The organism is Frateuria defendens (genome assembly GCF_001182895.1).
GTDB classification, from domain to species: Bacteria; Pseudomonadota; Gammaproteobacteria; order Xanthomonadales; family Rhodanobacteraceae; genus Frateuria_B; species Frateuria_B defendens.
The window spans coordinates 13,991-35,784 of record NZ_LFQR01000089.1; the positions used below are offsets into that span (position 1 = coordinate 13,991).

The following is a 21,794-nucleotide window of genomic DNA, read 5'->3' on the forward strand; positions in this document are numbered from 1 at the left end:
GAGGGTGCGGGGCGTCCGATCCGGCGGAATCGTACGTTCGTACCCGGGGTTCGGACGGTGGGCGGAGCGACGAAGCCGCGGCCTGGCGGCCGCGGCTTCGTCGTTTCCGGGGCCTGCTCAGCGCACCAGCGGCCAGGGCGCCAGGAAGATCAGCCAGATCAGCAGCGCGATGCCGAGGTACTTGAGCGCGCGGAACAGCTTCGGATGCTTCTTCTTGAAGGCACGGTTGCGCTCGCGGTTGCGCTGGTTGAGCGCGAACAGGCGGTTGACCAGGCCGGTCTTGCCGGCCTCGGCGTCGGTATTGGGCGAGGTGGTGATCTTGCCCATGAAGGCGCCCACGCGGTGGTTGATCGCGCCCATCAGCCGCGTGCGCAGCGGGCGCTCCACGTCGGCGAACAGGATCACCCGGGTCTGGTCGGTCTTGTTCTCCACCCAGTGCACGTAGGTCTCGTCGAATACCACGTCCTTGCCGTCGCCCCAGGCGTGCTCCTCGCCGTCGACGAAGATGCGGCAGTCGCGCGAATTGGGCGTGATCAGGCCCAGGTGATAGCGCAGCGAGCCCGCGAACGGATCGCGGTGCGGGTTGAGCTTGCTGTGCGGCGCCAGCGTGGCGAACATCGCCGCCTTGATGCCGGGGATGGCGTTGAGCAGTGCCACCGTCTTCGGGCACAGCGCCATCGCCGAGGGCATCGGCTCGCCGTACCACTTGAGGTAGAAGCGCTTCCAGCCCTGCTTGAAGAAGCTGTTGAAGCTGGCGTCGCCGTGCTTCTCCGCCGCGCGGATGTAGCCCTCGTCGAAGAGGTGCAGCGCTTCTTCGCGGATGGTTTGCCAGTTCTGCTGCAGGCGGTCCAGCTGCGGGAAGCCGCGGCGGTCCAGGATCGGCCGCGCCGGCACCGCGGAGAAGGCGTACATCAGCAGGTTGTAGGGCGCGAACAGCGCCGAGTGGTCCACCAGCTGGCGGTCGAAGCGCAGCCGCGCCCGCCCGCGCAGGTGCACCAGCAGCACGCACAGCGCGAAGGCCAGCAGCAGGTAAAGGACGATCAGGCGGGGGGTGAGGAAATCCATAAGGCTCTACATGGGCGCATGCGCGCCGTCGCAACCGGCTAAGAATGAGGCCGACGCCGCGTGAATCAACCGGCGGCCCGGCGGGTGCCAAGCATAGCGCCAACGCCGGCGGCACGATTGAGCGAGGTCAACGGCGGGGCGGTGCCGGCGGGCATCGCCATGTACCGCTCGGGAGGGGGGGGCGAGTGCCGGACGAGTCCGGCGGCGATGACCGCGCCTGCGCGGTGGCGGGGAGCTACGCCCGCTGGGGTGGAGCCTTCCGGATGCGCGCGCCCGGCCCGGCGTGGCCGGTCCCGCGAGGTCGTGGTCCGACGGGGCGGCAGGCGGTGACGGAGGCCCGTCCGCCGCCCGCCGTCGCGGCTTACAGGGCCTCGGAGGCGAAGTCCGCCAGCCGCGAGCGCTCGCCGCGGCGCAGGGTGATGTGCGCCGAATGCGCCCAGCCCTTGAAGCGGTCCACCGCGTAGGTGAGGCCGGAGGTGGTCTCGGTGAGGTAGGGCGTGTCGATCTGCTCCACGTTGCCCAGGCACACGATCTTGGTGCCGGGGCCGGCGCGGGTGATCAGCGTCTTCATCTGCTTCGGGGTGAGGTTCTGCGCCTCGTCGATGATCAGGTAGCGCGAGAGGAAGGTGCGCCCGCGCATGAAGTTGAGCGAGCGGATCTTGATCCGCGAGGCGAGCAGGTCGTTGGTGGCCTGGCGGCCCCACGAGCCGCCTTCCTCCGGGTTGGCGAGCACTTCGAGGTTGTCGGTGAGCGCGCCCATCCACGGCGTCATCTTCTCTTCCTCCGTGCCGGGCAGGAAGCCGATGTCCTCGCCGACGGAGACGGTGGCGCGGGTCATGATGATCTCGCGGTAGCGCTGCTGGTCCATCACCTGCGCCAGGCCCGCGGCGAGCGCCAGCAGGGTCTTGCCGGTGCCGGCGGTGCCGAGCAGGGTGACGAAGTCCACGTCCGGGTCCATCAGTACGTTGAGCGCGAAGTTCTGCTCGCGGTTGCGCGCGGAGATGCCCCACACGCTGTGGTTGGCGTGGCTGTGGTCGTCCAGCAACACCAGCGTGGCGTGCCCCTCCACGTCCATGCGCAGCACGCGCAGTTCCACGCTGTTGTCGCCGGGCAGGTACAGGCACTGCTGCGGGTGCCAGTCCTCGCCCTCGCGCAGCGCCAGCTTGTAATAGGTGCGGCCGCGCTCGCTCCAGGACTGCACCTCCGGGTGCCGGCTCCAGAAATCCTCCGCCAGCTCGGTGGCGCCGGTGTAGAGCAGGGCGAAGTCGTCCAGCGCGCGGTCGTTCTCGTAGTCCTCCGCGTGGATGCCGTAGATCGACGCCTTGATGCGCAGGTTGATGTCCTTGGTGACCAGCACCACCGCGCGCCCGGGGTGCTCGTCGCGCAGCTCGATCACCGCCGAGAGGATCTGGTTGTCCGCCTTGCCGTGCCCGTTGGTGGCGCGCTGCTGGAAGTACAGGTGGCCGACCTCGCCGCCGCGCTTGAGGCTGATGCCCTGGGGGTTGATCAGCTCCAGCCCGTTGCTGATGCCGTGGCCGTTGCCGCGCTCGATCAGCTCGTTGAGAAAGCGGCTGACCTGGCGGCCGTTGCGCGAGACTTCCGAGCCGCCTTTCTTCTTCTCGTCCAGTTCCTCCAGCACCGTCATCGGGATGAACACGTCGTGCTCCTCGAAACGGAACAGCGCGGTCGGGTCGTGCAGCAGCACGTTGGTGTCGAGGGCGTAGATGCGCTTGCTTCCGGTCATGCGGAGAAAACCTCGCCGGTTGAGAGGAGGGGGCGCGGAACGGCCGGTTCCGCGCAGGAGCCGTCACCGCCCGCGCGGCGCGCGGGCGAGGCGGTGGAACGGGCGAAGGATGCGCGCTTCACTGTGCGGGGATGGCATCCAGCACGGCCTGGACGTGGCCAGGCACCTTCACGTTGAGCCAGGCTTGCGCCAGCTTGCCTTGCCGGTCGATCAGGAAGGTGCTGCGAACCACGCCCAGGTAGCGCTTGCCGTAGAGCACCTTCTCGTGGATCACGTCGAAGGCCTTGCACCAGGTTTCGTCGGTGTCGGCGATCAGCGGGAACGGCAGCTGCTGCTTGCCGGCGAAGTTGGTGTGGGACCTGGCCGAGTCGCGCGAGACGCCGATCACTTCGGCGCCGCGCTCGCGGAATTGCGGGTAGAGATCGCGGAAGCCCTGGGCTTCGGTGGTGCAGCCGGGGGTGGAGTCCTTCGGGTAGAAATACACCACGACCCATTGCCCCTTGAGGCTGTCGAGGGCGAGCGTGCTGCCGTCGCCGGTGGTGCCGCTGAGCTTGGGGACTTTCTTGCCGAGTTCGGGCATGGCTTCTCCGGAAGCGCGGGGCGCTTCGCTGTTCAGATGGACGGAGCGGGCACGCGGGCGTCGCCGCGGACGGAAGAGACGGAAGAGCTGGTTGGAATATCCGCCGCCGGCATGGCGCGCCTCCTGTGTGCCCGGGGCAGAGGCTAGCGCGCCGATCGCGTCGGCGAACAGTCTTGTCAGCATGCCGCCGTCGCGCGATGCTCGAGGGCCGCGCTCCGGGGCGCGGCTTTCAGAATTTCACCGGGTCCATCACGGCATCCAGGTTGAGGCCGTCGCAGAGCTCGAAGAAATCGTCGCGCAGCGTGGCCAGGTGCAGCTCCGCCGGAATGCCGAGGCTGATCTGTGCCTGGAACATCTCCGCGCCCGTCTGCATGGCCTGGTAGCGCATCGAGTTCAGCTGCTCCACGCGCACCTCGTGGCGATTGAAGAACTCCATCAGCTTCACCAGGATGCCCGGGCGGTCCGCCGCCACCACCTCGACCAGGTAGGGCAGCAGGTGCGCGGTCTGCTCGCGCGGGGTGGTGCGGTAGTGCTGCAGGTGCAGCTCCGGGTCGCGGCCGAACTTGGTGAGCGCCGTCTCCAGCTTGGCCACCGCATCCCAGGGGCCGGCCGCCAGCAGGGTCAGCGAGGTATCGTCGCCGATGGTGGAGACGCGGGCGTCGGCCAGGCTGCAGCCGGCGTCGGCGATGCGCCGGGCCAGCGACAGCAGCGGCGCGCGCGTGGCGGGGGTGAGCGTCTGGATCAGCAACTGGTGCTCGTTGCCGGTGCGCGCGCTGGAACGGTTCAAGGAAGGCTACCTGCGGTTCGTGCCAACGGGGCGCGATGCGGCGCCCGACCGCGACGAGCTTACTTGCCCGTCCGACGAGGCCGCAAGTAACATCAGTGGCTTGGACTCTGGCGGACATTCCCAGCCTTGAACATTCGCGGAAGCATCTGCGCCCTGGCCACCCCGTTCGCGGCGGACGGCGCGCTCGATCTGGACGCCTTCGGCCGCCTGCTCGACTACCAGCTCGCCGGCGGCACCGAGGCGCTGGTGGTCGCCGGTTCCACCGGCGAGGCCCACATGCTCGAGCACGACGAATTCGAGCGCCTGCTCGCCTTCGCGGTGGAGCGGGTGGCCGGCCGCGTGCCGGTGCTCGCCGGCACCGGCGAGGCCGGCACTGCCAAGACCGTGGCGCTGACGCGCCGCGCGCGCGAGTTGGGCGCCGACGCCGCGCTGGTGGTGGTGCCCTACTACGTGCGTCCCACCCAGGAGGGCATGCGCCGGCACTTCCTCGAAGTGGCCGAGCACGGCGGCCTGCCGGTGGTGCTCTACAACGTGCCGGCGCGCACCGCCAGCGACCTGCTGCCGGCTACGGTGGCGGCGCTGCGCGAGCATCCGGCCATCGTCGGCATCAAGGAGGCGCGCGGCGACGCCGAGCGCATCCAGGCCGTCGCGGAACTTGCGCGGCCGGGTTTCGTCTATCTCTCCGGCGACGACGGCAGCGCGGGGCAGGCGATGCTGGCGGGCGCCGCCGGCACCATCTCGGTAGTGGCCAACCTCGTGCCCAAGGCGTTCCGCGCGCTGTGCGACGCGGCCACCGGCGGCGACGAGGCGGCCACCGCCCGCAGCCGTGCCGCGCTGGAGCCGCTGCTGAAGGCACTGGACTGCGCGCCGAACCCGATCGCGGTGAAGGCCGGCCTGCCGCTGCTGGGGCTCGGTTCGGCCGTGCCGCGGCTGCCGCTGGTGGAGCTTTCGGACGCCGCGGCCCGCGCCCGCCTGCGCGAGGCGCTGGCCACTCTGGCATCCTTGGCCGAAGCCGCCTGATCACCGCTACGCACGCTACTCTCACGGAATCCGCTTACATGAAGAAAACCTCGCTCGTCGTCGCCCTGCCGATCCTGGCGCTCTCCGCCCTGCTGCTCTCCGGCTGCGGCGCGTTCCGGTCGCAGAAGGCGTGGCAGAACGCGCAGCAGGAAGCGCCGCTGGAGATCCCGCCGGGCCTGGATACGCCCTCGGCCAGCGCCGCCCTGGTGATCCCGCCGCCCGGCGCCAACCAGCCGACCGCGAACGGCGCCACCTCGCGCTTCGGCAACGGCGGCGGCGTGATCGCCGACGGCTTCGTGCTGTCCGATTCGGTGGACAACGCCTACCGCCGCGTCGGCCAGGCACTGGAAGGCGGTGCGCTCGGCCAGGTCACCGCGCACGACGATACCGCGCACACCTACACGGTGTCGGTGGTCGCGGCGGAGACGGCGGAGCACAAGCGCGGCTTCTTCGGCCGCCTGTTCCACCGCAGCAAGAGCAGCAGCGCGGCGGGTGCCTCCGCGCATCCGGTGCAGATCACCGTCAGCGGCAGCGGCGACAACGCCAGCGAAGTGCGCGCACAGGGCGGCGCCGGTGCGGTGGGCAAGGTGGTCGATGCGCTGCGCGCGAGCCTCGCCAGCAAGTAAGCGGTCTCGTCCGCGCAACGGAAAACGCCGCCCATCGGGCGGCGTTTTCGTTTCCAGTCCGTACGGTGCGCGGCGCTGCGGCTGCGGCGCGCGCCGCCGGGCGCTCAGCGCTGCAACTGGTCGAGCTTGCCCGGGCGGCCTTCCCATTCCTTGGCGTCGGGCAGGGCGTCCTTGCGCTCGGTGATCACCGGCCAGTCGCGGGAGAGTTCGGCGTTCAATGCCACGAAGCCTTCCTGCCCGGCGGGCACGTCGTCCTCGGGGTAGATGGCGTTGATCGGGCATTCCGGCTCGCACAGCGTGCAGTCGATGCACTCGTCCGGGTTGATCACCAGGAAGTTCGGGCCTTCGTGGAAGGCGTCGACGGGGCATACCTCGACGCAGTCGGTGTACTTGCACTTGATGCAGTTGTCGGTAACGACAAAGGTCATGGCGAACAGCTCTTGTGAAAAACGCAGCCCAGTATCGCCGCGCGGAGCCTCAACGGAAAGGTGCGGCGGATGGCCGCCTCGCCGTCGGCGTTTTGCCCCGGACGCTGTGCGGGCAAAACGGCAAAAGCCGCGACAGGCAGCTCTTGCGGCTAAAGCCCAATAGCTAAGCGGCTAAAACCCAATAGCTAATATGCGAAGCGGGATTTTACTGAGAAGTGCGGCCATGGATGGCCGCTTCTGGCGCCAAGTCGAAGCGAGGCAGATGAGATGCCTGTGCCTTTCCTTAGCGCAGCGATCAAGGACGATCGCAAAAATAATGGCGCTCCCTACGAGACTCGAACTCGTGTTCCCGCCTTGAGAGGGCGGTGTCCTAGGCCACTAGACGAAGGGAGCGGAATGTTGCGAGGCGCGCTAGTATAGCGAAATTGTGTCGCTCGGCAATGCCTGTGGACGAAGTCGTTCCACGACGGTCCGGAATCGCGACCCGCGCGGCCTTCGCCGCACGGGCGGGCTCCCTCCGCAGGCCGCCGCGACGGGTTTACCACTGGCAAGGGGCGCGCGAAGCCGCGTCCGCAAGGATCCTGACCGCTTGAATTCCGAAGCAAGGACTGACGTCGTCGAGCCCGTGCTGCGCATCGTCCCGCGCGAGCAGCACGCGGTGTCCCGCAAGAACATCAGCAAGGCCGCGCTGCGCGTGCTGTACCGGCTGCACGAGGCAGGCTATGAGGCCTTCCTGGTCGGCGGCGCCGTGCGCGACCTGTTGCTGGGCGAGCACCCGAAGGACTTCGACGTCGCCACCAGCGCGACGCCCGACGAGGTCAAGAAGCTGTTCCGCAACTGCCGCCTGATCGGCCGCCGCTTCCGCCTCGCCCATGTGGTGTTCGGCGGCGAGATCGTCGAGGTGGCCACCTTGCGCGGCACCGGCGAGGAGGGTGAGGAAGGCGAGGGCGACCGGCGCATCGTCGACGGTCGCATCGTGCGCGACAACGTGTGGGGCACCATCGAGGAAGACGTGGTGCGGCGCGACTTCCGCGTCAACGCGCTCTACTACGACATCGCCGACTTCTCGGTGCGCGACTACGTGGGCGGCATGCAGGACCTGGAAGAGCGCGTGCTGCGCCTGATCGGCGACCCTGCCACGCGCTACCGCGAGGATCCGGTGCGCATGCTGCGCGCGGTGCGCCTGGCGGCCAAGCTCGGCTTCCGCATCGACGCGGCGGCCGCCGCGCCCTTCGAGGAACTGGGCCCGCTGCTCACCGAGGCCGCGCCGGCGCGGCTGTTCGACGAGTCGCTGAAGATGTTCTTCGCCGGGCACGGCCTGAAGAGCTTCCGCATGCTCGAGCAGTGCGGCCTGCTCAAGTTCATGTTCCCGGCCACGGCGCGCGCGCTCAAGCGCGGCGATGCAGCGCTGCGTTCGCTGATCGAGCAGGGCCTGGCCAATACCGACGCGCGCGTGGCCGAAGGCAAGTCGGTGACGCCGGCGTTCCTGTTCGCGGTGCTGCTGTGGGGCGAGGTGCGCGACCTGGCGCATGCCTGGCTGGCCAAGGGCGCGGACCTCAACGAGGCCTGGCTGCGCGCGGCGGCGCGCGTGGTGGGCGAGCAGTGCGAGCGGGTGGCGATCCCGCGCCGCTTCACCCTGGCGATGGAAGAGATCTGGGCGCTGCAGCCGCGCTTCGAGCAGATCCAGCGCAAGCGCGTGTTCCGCCTGATGGCGCATCCGCGCTTCCGCGCCGCGTTCGACTTCCTGCTGCTGCGCGCGGCCGAGTCGCCGGCGATCCGTGAGCTGGGCGAATGGTGGGCGCATGCGCAGCAGCTGCCGCAGGAAGTGCTGGCCGCGGCGCTGCCCGCCGGCGGGGGCGGCGCGCTGGCGGAGAGCGTGCCGGCGGCCACGGTCGGTGCGCCCCCGCGCAAGCGCCGGCGCCGGCGCCGCCCGTCGGGCAAGTCCGGCTCGGCATGACGCAGGCCTACGTCGCGCTGGGCAGCAACCTCGGCGATCCGCGCCGCCAGCTTGGCGATGCCTTCGAGGCGCTGGCGCGGCTGCCGCAGAGCCGGCTGCTGGCCCGCTCGCGCCTCTACCGCACGCCGCCGTGGGGCGTTCAGGAGCAGCCGCCGTTTCTCAACGCCGCCGCGAAGCTGGAGACGGCCCTCGCGCCCCACGATCTGCTCGACGCCCTGCTGGCGATCGAGCGCGCCGCCGGCCGCGTGCGCGACGGCGAGCGCTGGGGCCCGCGCACGCTCGATCTCGACCTGCTGCACATGGACGGTGTGGCGCTGCACGATGGGCGCCTGACCCTGCCGCATCCGCGCATTGCCGAGCGCGCTTTCGTGCTGCTGCCGCTCAACGACCTCGCGCCCGAACTGGTGCTGCCGGGGCAGGGGCGCGTGGCCGACCTGCTCGCGGCCGCGGACCGCGCCGGCTGCGAAGCGCTGGCCTGAGCCGGCGCCGCGCCGGATAATCCGCCACCTCGCAGAATTTCGCGTCATTCAAAGGATCGCCTGCCGTGTACGTGGACAACGCCAGCGCCCCCGCCCGCAAGCCGGTCACCGTGCCGGGCCTGCGCGCGATGAAGGCCGAGGGGCGCAAGATCGTCATGCTCACCGCCTACGACGCCAGCTTCGCGGCGCAGCTGGAGATGAACGGCGTCGACGTCGCCCTGGTCGGCGACTCGCTCGGCATGGTGGTGCAGGGCCATCGCAGCACGCTGCCGGTGACGCTGGACCACATGGTCTACCACACCGCCGCGGTGGCGCGCGGCCTCTCCGCCACGCTGCTGGTGGCCGACCTGCCATTCATGGCCGACCGCGACGTGGCGCATGCGCTGGAGGCCGGCGCGCGGCTGGTGGGCGAGGCGGGCGCGGCGATGGTGAAGATCGAGGGCGCCGCGCCGCACATCCTGGCCGCCATCAAGGCGCTCGTCGCGCGGGCCATCCCGGTGTGCGGGCACCTGGGCCTCACGCCGCAGTCGGTGCACAAGTTCGGCGGCTTCAAGATCCAGGGCCGCGCACAGGCCGCGGCCGACCGCGTGGTGGAGGAGGCGCTGGCGGTGCAGGCCGCGGGCGCCGACCTGCTGGTGCTCGAAGGCGTGCCGGTGGCGCTCGGCGAGCGGGTGACGCGTGCGGTGGAGATCCCGGTGATCGGCATCGGCGCCGGCCCGCACTGCGACGGCCAGGTGCTGGTGATCCACGACATGCTGGGCATCACGCCGGGCAAGCGGCCCAAGTTCAGCAAGGATTTCCTGGCCGGACGCGATGCTGTCGCGGCCGCCATCGCCGCCTACGCCGCGGACGTGCGCAGCGGCGCCTTCCCGGCGCCCGAACACTGCTTCAACTAAGAGCCGATTCCATGCAGACAGTGCAAGACGCCGCGGCGCTGCGGGCCGCGATCCGTGGCTGGCGTGCGCAGGGCCAGACAGTGGGGCTGGTGCCCACCATGGGCAACCTCCACGCGGGGCATTACTCGCTGATCAAGCTGGCGCAGTCGCGGGTGGACCGCGTGGTGGCGAGCGTGTTCGTGAACCCCACCCAGTTCGGGCCGAACGAGGACTACGCGCGCTACCCGCGCACCCTGGCCCAGGACCAGGCCGGCCTGGCCGAGCACGGCTGCGACGTGCTGTTCGCGCCGGACGTGGCCGCGGTGTACCCGTACGGCCCGCAGCACACCGTGAGCCTGCACGTGCCGCAGATCACCGAAGTGCTGGAGGGCGCGCACCGCCCCGGCCACTTCGACGGCGTGGCCACCGTGGTGTGCAAGCTGTTCAACCTGGTGCAGCCGGACCTGGCCGTGTTCGGGCAGAAGGATTTCCAGCAGCTCAAGGTGATCGAGCGCATGGTGCGTGACCTGGCGCTGCCGGTGAAGGTGATGGCCGCGCCCACCCAGCGCGCGGGCGACGGGCTGGCGCTCAGTTCGCGCAACCAGTACCTGTCCGAGGCCGAGCGCGCGGCGGCGCCGCTGATCCACCAGACGCTGCTGCAGATGCGCGAGCTGATCGCCAAGGGCCACGCCTGGCGGGTGGTGGAGCAGGCGGCGGCCTCGCGGCTGGAGCGCGCGGGCTTCGTGCCGGACTACGCGGCGATCCGCCGGGCGGAGGACCTCGGCGAACCGGCCGAGGGCGAGCAGAAAGGGCTGGTGGCGCTGGTCGCGGCCCGCCTGGGCGCCACGCGCCTGATCGACAACTTGTTGTTCGACTGAACGCCCCCATCGTGGGGGCAGGTGAGCGCGGCGTTGCGACGCAGCAGCGCCGGCTCGATAATTTGCAGTCACGCAGGCGGTCCCTGCCGGAAGTGAAGTCATGCACCTGAACATGCTCAAGGCGAAGATCCACCGCGCCACGGTCACCCAGGCGGAGCTGCATTACGAGGGCTCCATCGCGATCGACGGCCTGCTGCTCGATGCGGCCGGCATTCGCGAGTACGAGCAGATCCACGCCTGGAACGTCAACAGCGGCCAGCGCTTCGTCACCTATGCCCTGCGCGCCGAGGAGGGCACGGGCATCATTTCGGTGAACGGCAGCGCCGCGCGCAGCGCGCAGGTCGGCGACCTGATCATCATCGCGGCGTTCGCCCAGCTGGCCGAGGCCGAGCTGGCGCAGTTCCAGCCCCAGCTGGTGTACGTGGACGAGCGCAACCGCATCACCCACACCAACCGCTCCATCCCCAAGCAGATGGCGGCGGCCTGAGCCGCGCGGCCTCGCACGGCGCCAGCCGTGTGAGGCGAAGGGCGTCGGACGCCCTGATGCAGCAGGCTTCCAAGTCCGGAAATCCCCCCCCTTTCCCGCCGATTGCAGGATGGCCATGACTGTCGATCAACGCTCCCCGTTCGCCGACCACGCCCGGCGCCTCGCCGCCACCACGCTGCGCGAGCTGCTCAAGGATGCCCAGCGCAGCGCGCGCCTGCGCCAGCGGCTGGGGCCGGTGCTGCTGGACCTCAGCCGCCAGAAGCTCGACGAGCCGGCGCTCGACGCGCTCGGCGCCTTCCTGGAGGCCAGCGGCTGGGAACGGGCGCGCGACGCCATGTTCGCCGGCGCGCCGATCAACACCTCCGAGCAGCGCGCGGTGCTGCACACCGCGCTGCGCGCGGGTGGCGCCAAGCTGCCTTCGCCGGCGCCGCGGGCGGTGCAGGACGAGGTGGCCCAGGTGCTCGTGCGCCTGGACGAGCTGGTGACCGCGGTGGCGGCGGGGCAGGGCTCGCGCCTGGGCCTGGCCGACGGCATCACCGACGTGGTCAACATCGGCATCGGCGGCTCGGACCTCGGCCCGCGGCTGGCGGCGCGCGCGCTGACGCCGTTCCACGCCACCGGCCTGCGCACCCACTTCCTCACTAACGTGGACGGCCAGGCCGCCTACGAACTGATGCAGCAACTCGACCCGCGCCGCACCCTGGTGGTGCTGGTGTCCAAGAGCTTCAGCACGCAGGAGACCCTGCTCAACGGCAACGTGCTGCGCGACTGGCTGGCCGGGGCCTACGGCGGCGACGCGGCGCAGGCGGTGGCCGGGCACTTCCTCGCGGTGAGCGCGAACGTCGCTGCCGCCGAGGCCTGGGGCATCCCGGCGGCGCACGTCTACCCGATGTGGGACTTCGTCGGCGGGCGCTTCTCGCTGTGGTCGGCGGTGGGCCTGTCGCTGGCGCTGGCGATCGGCATGGATAACTTCCGCGCGCTGCTGGCCGGCGCGGCGAGCGTGGACGACCATTTCCGCAGCGCGCCGTGGCAGAGCAACCTGCCGGCGCTGCTCGCGCTGGCCGAGTACTGGAACCGCAACGTGCAGGGCCGCAGCAGCCGCGCGGTGATCCCCTACGCCGACCTGCTCGGCGACCTGACCTCCTACCTGCAGCAGTTGGAGATGGAGAGCCTGGGCAAGCAGGTCACGCCGCAGGGCGCGCCGGTGGCCGGCTCGACCGTGCCGGTGGTGTGGGGCAGCGTGGGCACCAACGCCCAGCACGCCTATTTCCAGGCGCTGCACCAGGGCACCGACACGGTGCCGCTGGAATTCATCGGCGTGGTCAACCCCGCGCATCCGCTGCGCGCCAACCACGAGGCGCTGCTGTCCAACCTGCTGGCGCAGGCCGCCGCGCTGGCGCTGGGCAAGACCACCGAGGAGGCGCTGGCCGAGTCGAAGGGCGACCGCGTGCTGGCCGCCCAGCGCACCTTCCCCGGCGACCGCCCGAGCACGGTGATCCTGCTCGATGCGCTCACCCCCGAGAGCCTGGGCGCGCTGATCGCGCTGTACGAGCACAAGGTGTTCCTGCTCGGCCACCTGTGGCACATCAACGCCTTCGACCAGTGGGGCGTGGAGCTGGGCAAGGTGATCGCCAAGCAGATCCTGCCGGCGCTGGGCAAGCAGGCGGTGGACGTGCCGGGGCTCGATGCCGGCACCGTGGCGCTGATCCGCGAAATCCACGCCCGCCGCGGCTGAGCGGCGCAGCGCGCCTGCCCCGCCCGGGGCGGGCTTCATCAGGCCGACATGCGTTCCCGCTGGCGTGCGAGCGCCCACGCCACGTGCTCGCGCACGACCGGCGAGGGGTGCTCGCGGCGCGTCGCCAGCGCCGCGAGCACCTCGTCCGAGGCCGGCGCGTTGCCCAGGGCCACGGCGATGTTGCGCAGCCAGCCCTCGTAGCCGGTGCGGCGGATCGCCATGCCCTCGGTGCGGCGCAGGAATTCCTCCTCGCTCCAGGCGAACAGCTCCGCCAGCCGGGCGCCGTCCAGACTGTGCCGCGGCGCGAAGTCGGGCTCGGTGCTTTCCTGCGCGAACTTGTTCCAGGGGCACACCAGCTGGCAGTCGTCGCAGCCGAAGATGCGGTTGCCGACGGCCTCGCGCAGCGCTTCGGGAATCGAGCCCTTCAGCTCGATGGTGAGGTAGGCGATGCAGCGCCGTGCATCGAGCTTGTAGGGCGCCACGATGGCCTGGGTGGGGCAGATGTCGAGGCAGCGGCGGCACGAGCCGCAGTGCGCGCTGGCGGGCGCATCCACCGGCAGCGGCAGGTCGGTGTAGAGCTCGCCGAGGAAGAAATAGGAGCCGGCGCGGCGGTTGATCAGCACCGTGTGCTTGCCGATCCAGCCCAGCCCCGCGTTGCGCGCCAGCGCCTTCTCCAGCACCGGGGCCGAGTCGACGTAGGCGCGGAAGCCGAATTCGCCGACCGTCTCGCGGATGCGCTCGGCCAGCTTCTGCAGCCGGTTGCGCATCAGCTTGTGGTAGTCGCGGCCCAGCGCGTAGCGCGCCACGTAGCCGGCCTTGCCGTCGCCGAGCACCTCCCAGGCGTTGCGGGTGCCGGGCGGCACATAGTCCATGCGCACCGAGATCACCCGCCGTGTGCCAGGTGTGAGCTCCGCCGGGCGGCTGCGCTTGGTGCCGTGGCGGGCCATGTAGTCCATCTCGCCGTGGTGGCCCTCGGCCAGCCAGTTCTCGAGGTGCCTGGCGTCCTCGCCCAGCTCCACGCCGCTGATGCCGGCGTCGGCGAAGCCGAGTTCGCGCGCCCAGCGCTTGATGTCGCGGGCGAGGGCGGCGTAGTCGATGGCGGCCGGGGCGTGCATGGGGCCATTGTAGGCGCTGTCGCGCGGCCGGCCTTGCCGCACCTGCAACCTACCTATAATTGGCCGATGACTGCGAACCCGTATCCGCGCGCCCTGTACACCGTCGAGCAGGTGCGTGCGCTCGACCACCGCGCCATCGACACCCTGGGCATCGGCGGCTTCACGCTGATGCAGCGCGCCGCCGCGGCGGCCTTCGCCAGCCTGCGCCGGCACTGGCCACAGGCGCGCCGGGTGCTGGTGTGCTGCGGCCCCGGCAACAACGGCGGCGACGGCTACCTCATCGCGGCGCAGGCACGGGCGACCGGCTTCGCGGTCGAGGTGATCGAACTGGCCGCCGAGGCACGCGGCGATGCGGCGCGGGCGCGCGAGGCGTGCCTGGTGGCCGGCGTCGCCCCGTGCCCATGGCGCGAGGGCGCGGCCTTGCCCGCGGCGGACGTGCTGGTGGACGCGCTCTACGGTACGGGTCTGAGCCGCCCGCCGCAGCCGGCGGTGGCCGCCTTGATCGAACGCATCAACGCGAGCGGCCTGCCGGTGCTCGCGGTGGACGTGCCCTCGGGCATCGACGCCGATACGGGCCGGCGCCCCGGCGTGGCCGTGCAGGCCGACATCACGACGAGCTTCATTGCCGCCAAGCGCGGCCTCTACACCGGCCACGCGCCCTCGCACACCGGTGTCGTGGAACTGGACGAACTGGACTTGCCCGAGGCGCTGTGGCGCGAGCAGCCGGTGGACGCCCATCTGCTCGCGCCCGCCACCTTGCCGCCGCGCGCGCGCGACGCACACAAGGGCGACAACGGCCACGTGCTGGCGGTCGGCGGCGACCACGGCACCGCCGGCGCGATCCGTCTGTGCGGCGAGGCGGCGCTGCGCGCCGGCGCCGGGTTGGTCAGCGTGGCGACCCGGCCCGAGCAGCTCGTCGCGCTCAACAGCGCACGGCCGGAGCTGATGGCGCATGCGGTGAACGGCCCGCAGGCGCTGGAACCCCTGCTTGGGCGCGCGAGCGTGCTGGCGGTGGGGCCGGGGCTGGGGCAGGGCGCCTGGGGCCATGCGCTGTGGCTGACCGCGCTGGACAGCGGCAAGCCGCTGGTGCTGGATGCCGATGGCCTCAACCTGCTCGCGCGCGAGCCGCGCCGCTTCGAACAGCCGGCGGTGCTGACGCCCCACCCGGGCGAGGCGGCGCGCCTGCTCGGCGGCAGCGTGACCGAGGTGCAGGCCGACCGCTTCGCCGCCGCGCGCGCCCTCGCCGCGCGCTACGGCGCGGTGGTGGTGCTGAAGGGTGCGGGCAGCCTGATCGCCGATCCGGATGGACGTCTGGACGTCTGTCCGTGGGGCAATCCCGGCATGGCCGCCGGCGGCATGGGCGACCTGCTCACCGGCATCGTGGCGGCGCTGCTGGGGCAGGGCTGCACGCCCTGGGAGGCGGCCTGCCTCGGCGTGGGGCTGCATGCGCGCGCGGGCGATGCGGCGGCGCGCGAGGGTGAGCGCGGCCTGATGCCGAGCGACCTGCTGGCGCCGCTGCGCCGCCTGCTCAACGGTTTGCCGACATGAGCGCGCTGCAACGCCACCTGCCCGACGAAGCCGCCACCGCGGCGCTGGCGCGCGAGCTTGCCGCCGCGATCCAGGGCGGCCTGGTGGTCTACCTGCACGGCGACCTCGGCGCCGGCAAGACCAGCTTCGCGCGCGCCCTGCTCACCGCGCTGGGCGCCGGCGAGCGGATCAAGAGCCCGACCTACAGCCTGGTCGAGTCCTACCGGCTGCCGGCCCGCACGGCCTGGCACCTCGACCTTTACCGCATCGCCGATCCCGGCGAACTGGAATGGCTGGGCCTGGACGCCCTGGCCGAGCCGGACGCGGTGGTGCTGGTGGAGTGGCCCGAGCGCGGCGCCGGCGCCTTGCCCGCGGCCGACCTGCTGCTCGATCTGGCCTACGCGGGCGCCGGCCGGGCGGCGCGGATCGAGGCGCGCAGCGAGCGCGGGGCGCGGCTGCTGGCTTCGCTTGCCTCGCCCGCCTGAAGCGCAAGTTTCGGTTTCGTAAGAAAAAAGTGGCGGGCGCCGGGCCTCTGGCCGGCGCCGTCTCGCCATGTCCTGAGCCTCCTGCTTGAGTCGATCCTGACGAATGGCCTGCAGGTTGCGGATATTCAAGGAAAAACCACTTGCAAAGCCGTGGCCACATGCGGTTCAATGCCGCGCATGTGCGGATGGCTGCCACGATTAGGGATGTTCGGCCTTGCGGCGTTGGCAGCCGCGAGCCTGTCGCACCCGCTGCACGCGGCCGACATCAAGGCCGCCCGCGTCTGGGCCGGCTCCGAATACACGCGGGTGGTGTTCGACCTGTCGGGACCGCAGGCCTACACCTTGAGCCGGCAGGACGGCGCGGTGGTGCTGGATCTGGCCGGCTGCCGCACGGCAAGCGGTTTCGGCGCGCCGGCGGCGCAGGGCCTCTACAAGGGGCTCGGCAACAGCCGGCAGGGGCCGAACCTGCGCCTGGTCGCCCGCACTGCCGCCAACGCGCAGCCCAAGGCTTTCCTGCTCAAGCCGAGTGGCGAGGCCGGCTACCGGCTCGTGCTCGACCTCTATCCCGACGCGGCGGCCAAGGCGGACGGCGCCAAGCCGGTGGCGGCTGCGCCATCGCGCGGTGACGCGACGCCGGCGACGCCGGCCGTGGCGGCGCCCCCGCCGGCCTCCATCTATTCGGCCAAGGCCTCGCGCAGCGGCGTGCTTTCTTCCCGCCAGGCGGCGGCCCTCCTGCAGGGCGACCGCAAGGTGGTGGTGGCGATCGACGCCGGCCACGGCGGCAAGGACACCGGCGCGCGCGGCGCCACCGGCGCCTACGAGAAGAACGTGACCCTGGCCGTGGCGCGCAACCTCGCCGCGCAGATCAACCGCCAGCCCGGCATGAAGGCGGTGCTGACGCGCGACGGCGACTACTTCATCCCGCTGCAGCAGCGCTGGCAGATCGCGCGCGACAACAAGGCCGACCTGTTCGTCTCCATCCACGCCGACGCCTTCATCAACAGCGACGCCCGCGGCTCTTCGGTGTGGGTGCTGTCCTCGCGCGGCAAGAGCAACACCGCGGCGCGCTGGCTGGCCGATCGCGAGAACGGCGCCGACCTGATCGGCGGCGTGTCGCTGAGCGACATGGACGACAACCTCGCCGCCGTGGTGCTCGACCTGCAGCAGGGCTGGGCGGTGCAGGCCAGCGAGGCGATCGCCGGCAACGTGCTGCGGGCGCTGGGCCAGCTCGGCCCCACCCATCGCGGCTACGTGGAGCGCGCCAACTTCGTGGTGCTGCGCGCGCCGGACGTGCCCTCGATCCTGGTCGAGACGGCCTTCATCACCAACCCCGACGAAGAGCGCAAGCTCAAGAACGAGTCCCACCAGGAAGCCCTGGCGACGGCGGTGATGGGCGGCGTCAAGAACTACTTCGAGTCGACGCCGCCGCCCGGCACGTGGTTCGCCGCGCAGGCGGCGCGGCGCAGCGGCGTGGTGGCCGCGGCGGCCGCACCGACCCGGGTCGCCGGCAAGGCGTCGCTCGCCGATCGCGTGGACGAAGCCTCGCCCGCCGATGCCGGCGTGCGCGACCTGCACCGCGTGGGCCGCGGCGAGAGCCTGCGCAGCATCGCCCGCCAGTACGGCGTGAGCGTGGGCGCGCTCAAGACGGCCAACGGCATCCAGAGCGACAGCGTGCACGTGGGCGCCATGCTGTCGATTCCTTCCGGCTGAGCGCTTTCGCATTTCCAGTTGGCTTAGGGGCGTCGAGTCCCGGCCGGGTCTTTGTCGGCGCCTTGCCATGGCTTTGCTGGCCGGGTGGGAATCCTTAGCCCTCGGGAGAAGGCGCTGGCGGACGAGGGGGCGGCGCGGCGCGCAAGACATCACGCCGCGCACCGCCCGGACCTCGCCCCGAATCCCGAAGGGCTCCGCATCGCGGCCTTTCAGCGTTGCGGCGGGCACGCTGACCAGGCCGCGCTTTTACCCCCGCGCCCCAGCCTTTAAGCTTCGCGGATGCCAGTGATCCGCGTCCTCCCGCCTGCACTCATCAACCAGATCGCCGCCGGCGAGGTCATCGAGCGGCCTTCCTCGGTGGTCAAGGAACTGGTCGAGAACAGCCTCGACGCCGGCGCCACCCGCATCGAGGTGGACATCGAGCAGGGCGGCGCGCGACTGATCCGCGTGCGCGACGACGGCGGCGGCATCGTCCCGGACGAGCTGCCGCTGGCGGTGGCCTCGCACGCCACCAGCAAGATCGCCAGCTTCGACGACCTCGAACACGTCGCCAGCATGGGCTTCCGCGGCGAGGCACTGGCCTCGATCGCCTCGGTCTCGCGCTTCGCGCTGAGTTCGCGCGCGCGCGGGCAGGACACGGCCTTCCGCATCGAGGTGGACGGCGGCAAGGTGCAGGAGGCGCGCCCGGCGCAGCATCCGCAGGGCAGCAGCGTGGAAGTGCGCGACCTGTTCTACAACGTGCCGGCGCGCCGGAAGTTCCTCCGTGCCGAGCGCACCGAGTTCGCCCACATCGACGACCTGCTGAAGTCGCTGGCGCTGGCGCGCGGCGGGGTCGAGTTCCGCCTCAGCCACAACGGCCGCCCGACGCGGGTGTGGAAGGCGGCGCGCGACGAGCGGGCCGCGCTGGCGCGCGTGGCCGAGGTGATGGGCGAGGATTTCCCCGCGCAGAGCCTGCGCATCGAGCACGCCGCGGCCGGCCTGCAGCTCTCGGGCTGGGTCGGCCTGCCCACCGCCTCGCGCTCGCAGGCCGATTCGCAGTACTTCTACGTCAACGGCCGGCTGGTGCGCGACCGCGTGGTGGCGCATGCGGTGCGCCAGGCCTATGCCGACGTGCTGTTCCACGGCCGCCATCCGGCCTTCGTGCTGTACTTGGAGCTCGACCCGGCGGGCGTGGACGTCAACGTGCACCCGGCCAAGCACGAGGTGCGCTTCCGCGAGCAGCGGCTGGTGCACGACTTCCTGTTCCGCAGCCTGCACGAAGCGCTGGCGCAGACGCGCGCCGGCCAGGCGCCGGCCTCCTCGCCGGCGCAGCCGGGCGAGGCCGACCCGATGCCGCGGCCGCAGCCGGTGGCGTCCTCCTCCTACGCCACGGCGCCGGCGCAGTACACGCAGAGCTGGCCGAACCCGGCCAGCCAGAGCCGGCTTGCCCTCGGCGTGCGCGAGGAGCCGCTGGCGGACTACGCGGCGCTGCTGGGCGTGTCCGCCGCGCCAGTCGCGGTGCCGTCGTTCGCGCCGGTGCCGCTGCCGGAGAGCGAGGACGGCGAGGCACCGCCGCTCGGCTTCGCGCTGGCCCAGCTCAAGAGCATCTACGTCCTGGCCGAGAATGCGCACGGCCTAGTGCTGGTGGACATGCACGCCGCGCACGAGCGCATCACCTACGAGAAGCTCAAGCACGCGCGCGCCGCGAGCAACCTGCGCTCGCAGCTGATGCTGGTGCCGCTCAACCTGGCGGTGAGCGCGAAGGAGGCCGCCGCCGCGGAAGAGCACGCCGAGGCGCTGGCCGAGTGGGGCCTGGAACTGTCGCGCAGCGGCCCGTCCACGGTGGTGGTGCGGCGTATTCCCGCGCTGCTGGAAGGCGCCGACGTCGGCCAGCTCGCCCGCGACGTGCTGAGCGAGCTGGCCCAGCACGGCAGCTCGCGCCGCCTGCAGGAGCTGGAGAACGAACTGCTGGCGACGATGGCCTGCCACGGCTCGGTGCGCGCGGGCCGGCGCCTGTCGATCCCCGAGATGAACGCGCTGCTGCGCGAGATGGAAGCCACCGAGCGCTCCGGCCAGTGCAACCACGGCCGCCCGACCTGGACCCAGCTGGGCATGGCGGAGTTGGACAAGCTCTTCCTGCGCGGGCGCTAGCGGACGGCCGCCCCGCAGGAGCGCGCCTGCGCGCGACAAGCCGACGCGGCGGTGACGCTGTAGCGCTAATGGCCGCGTGCAGGCGTGCCCCTGCAAGGGCGGCGCGGAGGTCGCTCGCTTGCAGGGACGGCAAATGGACGTCCATACTCGGGCCCTCGTTCTGCTGGGGGCCGCCATGTTGCGTACCGCCGTTCTAGCCTTTGCCCTGAGCCTTGGAGTCGCCGCCGTGCATGCCGAGTCGCCCGCCGTCGCCGATGCCGCGGCCTACACCCACGAGATCGAGCAGTGGCGCAGCGCCCGCGTCGGCCGCCTCACCGCGCCGAACGGCTGGCTGAGCCTGATCGGCCTGGAATGGCTGAAGGAGGGCGCCAACCGCGTGGGCAGCGCCGCCGGTAACGACATCGTGCTGAAGGCCGGCCCCGCGCACCTGGGCGCGGTGACGCTGGAGAAGGACGGCACCGTGCGCATCGCGCTGGCCAAGGACAGCGGCGCCACCGTCGACGGCAAGCCGGTGGCCGAGGCCGTGCTGGTGGACGACATGCACGTCAAGGGCGACGCCGCGCCGACCACGGTGCGCTTCGGCGAGGCCAACTTCTTCGTGATCGACCGCGACGGCCGCAAGGCGCTGCGCGTGAAGGACGCGAACGCGGCCCCGCGCCAGCATTTCCTGGGCCTCGACTACTTCCCCATCGATCCGTCCTGGCACATCGTCGCCGACTGGGTGCCGTTCGTGCCGGCGCACAAGCTGGAGATCGGCAACGTGCTCGGCACCGTGGACAAGGTGGACGTGCCGGGCAAGGCAGTGTTCGTGCGCGAGGGCCACACCTACGAACTGCAGCCGTACCAGGAGGAGCCGGGCGGCGAGCTGTTCTTCGTGCTGGCCGACCGCACCTCCGGCAAGGAAACCTACGGCGCCGCGCGCTTCCTCTACGCCGCGCTGCCGGCCGGCGGGCTGGGCAAGCCGGGCAAGGTGGTGCTCGATTTCAACAAGGCCTACAACCCGCCGTGCGCCTTCACGCCCTACGCCACCTGCCCGCTGGCGCCGCCGGAGAACCGGCTGGACCTGCGCGTGACCGCGGGCGAGAAGAAGTACCGCGGCGGGCACCACTGAGCGTGGCCGGGTGGCGTTCGGTTGCAGTGGGCAGGGCGGCGCTTTCCGCTTTCCGCGCGATGCCGGCGCCGGGCATCCGGTGCGAGGCACCGTGTCGCGCGCGGCCCGGTCGCGGCTTGGGGCGGCGCCTCGCGGGGGCGGCCGCCTTCGCCGTCGCGCTGCTTGCCGGGTGGCCGCCCATGCCGGCGCATGCGGACGCCGCCGACAGCGCGGCCTACGTGCGGCAGGTCGAGCAGGCGCGCGCCGCGCGCGTCGAGGCGCTGCGCCGCGCGGACGGCTATCTCACCCTGACCGCCTCCGGCTGGCTGGAGCCGGGCGACAACGCCGTCGGCGCCGCCTCGGACAACCGCTTCCAGGTGCCCGGCGCACCGGCGCACCTGGGCGTGCTGCACCTGTCCGCCGATGGCGCGGTGACACTGCGCACCGTGGGCGGAACGACGGTCACGGTGGACGGCAAGCCGGCGACGGCCGCATCGATGCGGACGCAGGGCGCGCAGGAGGAGGGCGCGCCGACCCGCGCCTATTTCGGTCCCGGGCGCTACCTGTACGTGGTGGAGACCGGCACGCTGCGCGGCCTGCGGGTGAAGGACAACGCCGCGCCGCTGCGCGCGCACTTCCCCGGTTTCGACTATTTCCCGGTGGACCCATCGTGGCGCATCGAGGCGCAGTGGCGGCCGTTCGGCGCGCCGCACGTGCTCAAGCTCGCCAACGTCGCCGGCGCGGAGAGCGACGAGCCGGTGGCCGGCCGCGCGGTGTTCGAGCGCGACGGCCAGCGCTACGTGCTGACGCCGATGGAGGAGGACGGCCGCCTGTTCTTCGTCTTCAGCGACCGCACCGCCGGCAGGCTCACCTACGGCGGCGCGCGCTTCCTCTATGCGGCGCTGCCGAAGGACGGCAAGCTGCTGCTGGATTTCAACCTGGCCGAGAACCCGCCCTGCGCGATCACGCCCCACGTGGTCTGCCCGCTGGCGCCGCCGGAGAATCGCCTGGGCGTGGCGGTGACGGCGGGCGAGAAGAAGTTCGCCGGAGCCGGGCACTAGTGTGGTGTCTCAGAA

The 21,794-nt window shown here is 71.5% G+C and carries 20 protein-coding genes and 1 tRNA gene; 14 read left to right on the top strand and 7 right to left on the bottom strand.

What is annotated here, in order from left to right; genetic code table 11:
• Positions 1 to 117 precede the first annotated feature (117 nt).
• From ACH65_RS12710 to ACH65_RS12725, 4 genes are all read right to left on the bottom strand, one after another.
• A complete protein-coding gene (locus ACH65_RS12710) occupies positions 118 to 1,041 on the bottom strand; it encodes an aspartyl/asparaginyl beta-hydroxylase domain-containing protein (protein ID WP_272913774.1) in 924 nt (307 codons plus the stop codon).
• Between the two features lie 385 nt (positions 1,042 to 1,426).
• Positions 1,427 to 2,809: a PhoH family protein gene (locus ACH65_RS12715; RefSeq protein WP_049622977.1), complete on the bottom strand. Its 1,383-nt coding sequence runs from the start codon at positions 2,807 to 2,809 to the stop codon at positions 1,427 to 1,429.
• A gap of 118 nt (positions 2,810 to 2,927) precedes the next feature.
• Positions 2,928 to 3,389 carry a peroxiredoxin gene (locus ACH65_RS12720; protein ID WP_049622978.1) on the bottom strand — a complete coding sequence of 154 codons (462 nt, stop codon included), beginning with the start codon at positions 3,387 to 3,389 and terminating at the stop codon, positions 2,928 to 2,930.
• A gap of 229 nt (positions 3,390 to 3,618) precedes the next feature.
• Positions 3,619 to 4,176, bottom strand: coding sequence for a glycine cleavage system transcriptional repressor (locus tag ACH65_RS12725; RefSeq protein ID WP_237561509.1), 558 nt, complete (start codon positions 4,174 to 4,176; stop codon positions 3,619 to 3,621).
• A 126-nt stretch (positions 4,177 to 4,302) separates the two neighbouring features.
• On the opposite strand from ACH65_RS12725, the gene dapA reads away from it, so the two are divergent.
• Entirely contained in the window at positions 4,303 to 5,196 is an 894-nt protein-coding gene (gene dapA, locus ACH65_RS12730; RefSeq protein WP_049622979.1) for a 4-hydroxy-tetrahydrodipicolinate synthase, read from the top strand.
• A 38-nt stretch (positions 5,197 to 5,234) separates the two neighbouring features.
• Entirely contained in the window at positions 5,235 to 5,822 is a 588-nt protein-coding gene (locus ACH65_RS12735; RefSeq protein WP_049622980.1) for a hypothetical protein, read from the top strand.
• A gap of 104 nt (positions 5,823 to 5,926) precedes the next feature.
• Here ACH65_RS12735 and fdxA read toward each other — a convergent pair whose 3' ends face one another.
• Together fdxA and ACH65_RS12745 are read right to left on the bottom strand one after the other, a co-directional pair.
• The gene (fdxA, locus tag ACH65_RS12740) at positions 5,927 to 6,250 is read right to left on the bottom strand and encodes a ferredoxin FdxA (RefSeq protein ID WP_049622981.1); all 324 of its coding nucleotides are present in this window, start codon (positions 6,248 to 6,250) and stop codon (positions 5,927 to 5,929) included.
• 317 nt (positions 6,251 to 6,567) lie between these two features.
• Positions 6,568 to 6,643: transfer RNA gene (locus ACH65_RS12745), tRNA-Glu, on the bottom strand.
• Positions 6,644 to 6,839: 196 nt separating this feature from the next.
• On the opposite strand from ACH65_RS12745, the gene pcnB reads away from it, so the two are divergent.
• The 6 genes from pcnB (at position 6,840) to pgi (ending at position 12,661) form a co-directional block, all read left to right on the top strand.
• Complete coding sequence (gene pcnB / locus ACH65_RS12750; protein WP_049622982.1) at positions 6,840 to 8,207, top strand: polynucleotide adenylyltransferase PcnB; 1,368 nt, start codon at positions 6,840 to 6,842, stop codon at positions 8,205 to 8,207.
• Complete coding sequence (gene folK / locus ACH65_RS12755) at positions 8,204 to 8,686, top strand: 2-amino-4-hydroxy-6-hydroxymethyldihydropteridine diphosphokinase (protein ID WP_049622983.1); 483 nt, start codon at positions 8,204 to 8,206, stop codon at positions 8,684 to 8,686. The genes pcnB and folK overlap by 4 nt, the downstream gene beginning before the upstream one ends.
• Positions 8,687 to 8,751: 65 nt before the next feature.
• The gene (gene panB, locus ACH65_RS12760) at positions 8,752 to 9,582 is read left to right on the top strand and encodes a 3-methyl-2-oxobutanoate hydroxymethyltransferase (RefSeq protein ID WP_049622984.1); all 831 of its coding nucleotides are present in this window, start codon (positions 8,752 to 8,754) and stop codon (positions 9,580 to 9,582) included.
• A gap of 11 nt (positions 9,583 to 9,593) precedes the next feature.
• Positions 9,594 to 10,439, top strand: a complete 846-nt coding sequence (gene panC / locus ACH65_RS12765; RefSeq protein ID WP_049622985.1) for a pantoate--beta-alanine ligase — start codon at positions 9,594 to 9,596, stop codon at positions 10,437 to 10,439.
• A 100-nt stretch (positions 10,440 to 10,539) separates the two neighbouring features.
• Positions 10,540 to 10,926, top strand: coding sequence for an aspartate 1-decarboxylase (gene panD, locus ACH65_RS12770; protein WP_049622986.1), 387 nt, complete (start codon positions 10,540 to 10,542; stop codon positions 10,924 to 10,926).
• Positions 10,927 to 11,041: 115 nt separating this feature from the next.
• Positions 11,042 to 12,661, top strand: a complete 1,620-nt coding sequence (pgi, locus tag ACH65_RS12775) for a glucose-6-phosphate isomerase (protein ID WP_049622987.1) — start codon at positions 11,042 to 11,044, stop codon at positions 12,659 to 12,661.
• 38 nt (positions 12,662 to 12,699) lie between these two features.
• Here pgi and queG read toward each other — a convergent pair whose 3' ends face one another.
• A complete protein-coding gene (gene queG, locus ACH65_RS12780) occupies positions 12,700 to 13,776 on the bottom strand; it encodes a tRNA epoxyqueuosine(34) reductase QueG (RefSeq protein WP_049622994.1) in 1,077 nt (358 codons plus the stop codon).
• A gap of 66 nt (positions 13,777 to 13,842) precedes the next feature.
• Between queG and ACH65_RS12785 the strand changes: the two genes are divergently transcribed.
• The 6 genes from ACH65_RS12785 to ACH65_RS12810 all read left to right on the top strand — a co-directional run bounded on the left by ACH65_RS12785 (position 13,843) and on the right by ACH65_RS12810 (position 21,779).
• Complete coding sequence (locus ACH65_RS12785) at positions 13,843 to 15,324, top strand: bifunctional ADP-dependent NAD(P)H-hydrate dehydratase/NAD(P)H-hydrate epimerase (RefSeq protein ID WP_049622988.1); 1,482 nt, start codon at positions 13,843 to 13,845, stop codon at positions 15,322 to 15,324.
• Positions 15,321 to 15,788: a tRNA (adenosine(37)-N6)-threonylcarbamoyltransferase complex ATPase subunit type 1 TsaE gene (tsaE, locus tag ACH65_RS12790; protein WP_049622989.1), complete on the top strand. Its 468-nt coding sequence runs from the start codon at positions 15,321 to 15,323 to the stop codon at positions 15,786 to 15,788. The genes ACH65_RS12785 and tsaE overlap by 4 nt, the downstream gene beginning before the upstream one ends.
• A 204-nt stretch (positions 15,789 to 15,992) precedes the next feature.
• A complete protein-coding gene (locus ACH65_RS12795) occupies positions 15,993 to 17,498 on the top strand; it encodes an N-acetylmuramoyl-L-alanine amidase (protein ID WP_049622990.1) in 1,506 nt (501 codons plus the stop codon).
• A 279-nt stretch (positions 17,499 to 17,777) separates the two neighbouring features.
• The gene (gene mutL, locus ACH65_RS12800; RefSeq protein WP_049622991.1) at positions 17,778 to 19,628 is read left to right on the top strand and encodes a DNA mismatch repair endonuclease MutL; all 1,851 of its coding nucleotides are present in this window, start codon (positions 17,778 to 17,780) and stop codon (positions 19,626 to 19,628) included.
• A gap of 175 nt (positions 19,629 to 19,803) precedes the next feature.
• Complete coding sequence (locus tag ACH65_RS12805; RefSeq protein ID WP_049622992.1) at positions 19,804 to 20,739, top strand: DUF1684 domain-containing protein; 936 nt, start codon at positions 19,804 to 19,806, stop codon at positions 20,737 to 20,739.
• Positions 20,740 to 20,918: 179 nt separating this feature from the next.
• Positions 20,919 to 21,779 (top strand): DUF1684 domain-containing protein, encoded by an 861-nt coding sequence (locus ACH65_RS12810; RefSeq protein WP_049622995.1) that lies wholly within the window; start codon positions 20,919 to 20,921, stop codon positions 21,777 to 21,779.
• Positions 21,780 to 21,794 lie beyond the last annotated feature (15 nt).

What these genes read in the sequence shown, in the direction of transcription:
- ACH65_RS12810 (WP_049622995.1), top strand. Translation starts at nt 20,919, where the DNA reads ATGCCGGCGCATGCGGACGCCGCCGACAGCGCGGCCTACGTGCGGCAG.
- ACH65_RS12715 (WP_049622977.1), bottom strand. Translation starts at nt 2,809, where the DNA reads ATGACCGGAAGCAAGCGCATCTACGCCCTCGACACCAACGTGCTGCTG.
- mutL (WP_049622991.1), top strand. Translation starts at nt 17,778, where the DNA reads ATGCCAGTGATCCGCGTCCTCCCGCCTGCACTCATCAACCAGATCGCC.
- folK (WP_049622983.1), top strand. Translation starts at nt 8,204, where the DNA reads ATGACGCAGGCCTACGTCGCGCTGGGCAGCAACCTCGGCGATCCGCGC.
- ACH65_RS12735 (WP_049622980.1), top strand. Translation starts at nt 5,235, where the DNA reads ATGAAGAAAACCTCGCTCGTCGTCGCCCTGCCGATCCTGGCGCTCTCC.
- ACH65_RS12805 (WP_049622992.1), top strand. Translation starts at nt 19,804, where the DNA reads ATGTTGCGTACCGCCGTTCTAGCCTTTGCCCTGAGCCTTGGAGTCGCC.
- ACH65_RS12795 (WP_049622990.1), top strand. Translation starts at nt 15,993, where the DNA reads ATGTTCGGCCTTGCGGCGTTGGCAGCCGCGAGCCTGTCGCACCCGCTG.
- ACH65_RS12720 (WP_049622978.1), bottom strand. Translation starts at nt 3,389, where the DNA reads ATGCCCGAACTCGGCAAGAAAGTCCCCAAGCTCAGCGGCACCACCGGC.
- panD (WP_049622986.1), top strand. Translation starts at nt 10,540, where the DNA reads ATGCACCTGAACATGCTCAAGGCGAAGATCCACCGCGCCACGGTCACC.
- pgi (WP_049622987.1), top strand. Translation starts at nt 11,042, where the DNA reads ATGACTGTCGATCAACGCTCCCCGTTCGCCGACCACGCCCGGCGCCTC.
- queG (WP_049622994.1), bottom strand. Translation starts at nt 13,776, where the DNA reads ATGCACGCCCCGGCCGCCATCGACTACGCCGCCCTCGCCCGCGACATC.
- tsaE (WP_049622989.1), top strand. Translation starts at nt 15,321, where the DNA reads ATGAGCGCGCTGCAACGCCACCTGCCCGACGAAGCCGCCACCGCGGCG.
- fdxA (WP_049622981.1), bottom strand. Translation starts at nt 6,250, where the DNA reads ATGACCTTTGTCGTTACCGACAACTGCATCAAGTGCAAGTACACCGAC.
- panC (WP_049622985.1), top strand. Translation starts at nt 9,594, where the DNA reads ATGCAGACAGTGCAAGACGCCGCGGCGCTGCGGGCCGCGATCCGTGGC.
- ACH65_RS12785 (WP_049622988.1), top strand. Translation starts at nt 13,843, where the DNA reads ATGACTGCGAACCCGTATCCGCGCGCCCTGTACACCGTCGAGCAGGTG.